The sequence below is a fragment of the Pseudomonas sp. PA-1-6B genome (assembly GCF_021609545.1).
Taxonomy (GTDB): domain Bacteria; phylum Pseudomonadota; class Gammaproteobacteria; order Pseudomonadales; family Pseudomonadaceae; genus Aquipseudomonas; species Aquipseudomonas fluorescens_BV.
Genome location: NZ_WJZM01000114.1, coordinates 1 through 2388 on the forward strand (window position 1 = coordinate 1; position 2388 = coordinate 2388).

Genomic DNA, 2388 nt, shown 5'->3' on the forward strand with positions numbered 1-2388 from the left:
TGCCAGTCACAGATTTTTGACTGGCACACCGCTTTCGGGAGCAAGCCCCCTCCCACATTAGTTCTGCACTGACTCAAATCTTCCTGCGCCCCAGCAAATCCTCGCTAAGCTCGATCTACTACTAAGGTCGTCTGGAACCCATTGCGCAGCCGCATACAGTGGATACGTTCCAAAATAATAAAAAGCTGTGCTGCGAGGATAAAAACAATGAACGACAGCATTTACCTCTCGATTCAAAACAGCCCGCGTTTCAAGGAGCTGGTCAGGAAAAGGGAAAGGTTCGCCTGGATTCTCTCGGCGATCATGCTAGGGCTTTACTCCGCTTTCATCCTGTTGATTGCCTACGGGCCACAAGTGCTGGGGGCCAAGATCAGCCCTGGTTCCTCGATTACCTGGGGCATTCCCCTGGGCGTCGGGCTGATTGTGTCGGCCTTCATTCTCACCGGCATCTACGTGCGTCGGGCCAACGGCGAATTTGACGACCTGAACAATGCGATTCTCAAGGAGGCTGCGCAATGATCCGGCGTCTATTGGCTCTATTCGGTGCTTCGCTGTTGGCTCCGGCCGTTTGGGCGGCGGACGCACTGACCGGTGAAGTGCACAAGCAACCGCTGAACGTCTCGGCCATTGTGATGTTCGTCGCGTTTGTCGGCGCCACCCTGTGCATCACTTATTGGGCGTCCAAGCGCAACAAATCGGCAGCGGACTACTATGCGGCGGGCGGCAAGATCACCGGTTTCCAGAACGGTCTGGCGATTGCCGGTGACTACATGTCGGCGGCGTCCTTCCTGGGGATTTCCGCGTTGGTATTCACCTCCGGCTACGACGGTTTGATCTACTCGATCGGCTTCCTTGTGGGCTGGCCGATCATTCTGTTCCTGATCGCCGAGCGCTTGCGTAACCTGGGCAAATACACCTTTGCCGACGTGGCGTCCTATCGCCTGGGGCAAACCCAGATCCGCAGCCTGTCGGCGTGTGGCTCGCTGGTGGTGGTGGCGTTCTACCTGATCGCGCAGATGGTTGGCGCGGGCAAGCTGATCCAGCTGCTGTTTGGCCTTGATTACCATGTGGCGGTGATCCTGGTGGGTATCCTGATGTGCCTGTACGTGCTGTTCGGCGGCATGTTGGCGACCACCTGGGTGCAGATCATCAAGGCGGTACTGTTGCTGTCCGGTGCCTCGTTCATGGCGCTGATGGTGATGAAGCACGTCAACTTCGACTTCAACATGCTGTTCTCCGAGGCGATCAAGGTTCACCCTAAAGGTGAGGCGATCATGAGCCCCGGCGGCCTGGTGAAAGACCCGATCTCGGCGTTCTCGCTGGGCCTGGCACTGATGTTCGGTACCGCCGGCCTGCCGCACATCCTGATGCGCTTCTTCACGGTAAGCGACGCCAAGGAAGCGCGTAAGAGCGTGCTGTACGCAACCGGCTTCATCGGCTACTTCTATATCCTGACCTTCATCATCGGTTTCGGCGCGATCCTGCTGGTCAGCACCAACCCGGCGTTCAAGGATGCAGCGGGCGCCTTGCTCGGTGGCAATAACATGGCCGCGGTGCACCTGGCCAACGCGGTGGGCGGCAGTATCTTCCTGGGCTTTATCTCGGCCGTGGCGTTTGCCACCATCCTGGCGGTGGTTGCCGGCCTGACCCTGGCGGGTGCTTCGGCGGTGTCCCATGACCTGTATGCCAGCGTGATCAAGAAAGGCAAGGCCAACGAGAAGGATGAAATTCGCGTATCGAAGATCACCACCATCGCCCTGGCTGTGCTGGCGATTGGTTTGGGTATCCTGTTCGAAAGCCAGAACATCGCGTTCATGGTCGGCCTGGCGTTCTCTATCGCTGCCAGCTGTAACTTCCCGGTGCTGCTGCTTTCCATGTACTGGAAAAACCTCACCACCCGTGGCGCCATGATTGGCGGCTGGTTGGGCTTGATCAGTGCCGTGGGCCTGATGATCCTCGGCCCGACCATCTGGGTGTCGATCCTGCACCATGAAAAGGCGATCTTCCCGTACGAGTACCCGGCGCTGTTCTCGATGATCATTGCGTTCATCGGCATCTGGTTCTTCTCCATCACCGACAAATCGGCGGCGGCAGAGAAAGAGCGCGCGCTGTACTTCCCACAGTTTGTGCGTTCGCAGACTGGCCTGGGGGCGAGCGGGGCGGTTAATCACTAAGTCGTCAGTTGCATAAGAGATACCCCGGTCGCAAGGCCGGGGTATTTTTTTTGCCTGGGCTGGCCTCATCGCGGCATAGGTATCTACACAACTTTGTAGGCTGTAGCAGCCGACGGTAACCACGATGCGAAGCGAGACGCTCTTGATCTTGATCTGCTTTTGATCTTAGGCGCCCCGTTAAACCACGCTGGCCGGAATTCGACAGGGATTTGGG

General features: G+C 57.8%; 2 protein-coding genes. Both read left to right on the forward strand.

Annotated elements, in window-relative coordinates:
* Positions 1-207 precede the first annotated feature (207 nt).
* Positions 208-519 carry a DUF485 domain-containing protein gene (locus tag GIV35_RS27085; protein ID WP_003190001.1) on the forward strand — a complete coding sequence of 104 codons (312 nt, stop codon included), beginning with the start codon at positions 208-210 and terminating at the stop codon, positions 517-519.
* Positions 516-2174: a cation acetate symporter gene (locus GIV35_RS27090; RefSeq protein WP_198715451.1), complete on the forward strand. Its 1659-nt coding sequence runs from the start codon at positions 516-518 to the stop codon at positions 2172-2174. Before GIV35_RS27085 ends, GIV35_RS27090 begins: the two co-directional genes overlap by 4 nt.
* Positions 2175-2388: the final 214 nt, after the last annotated feature.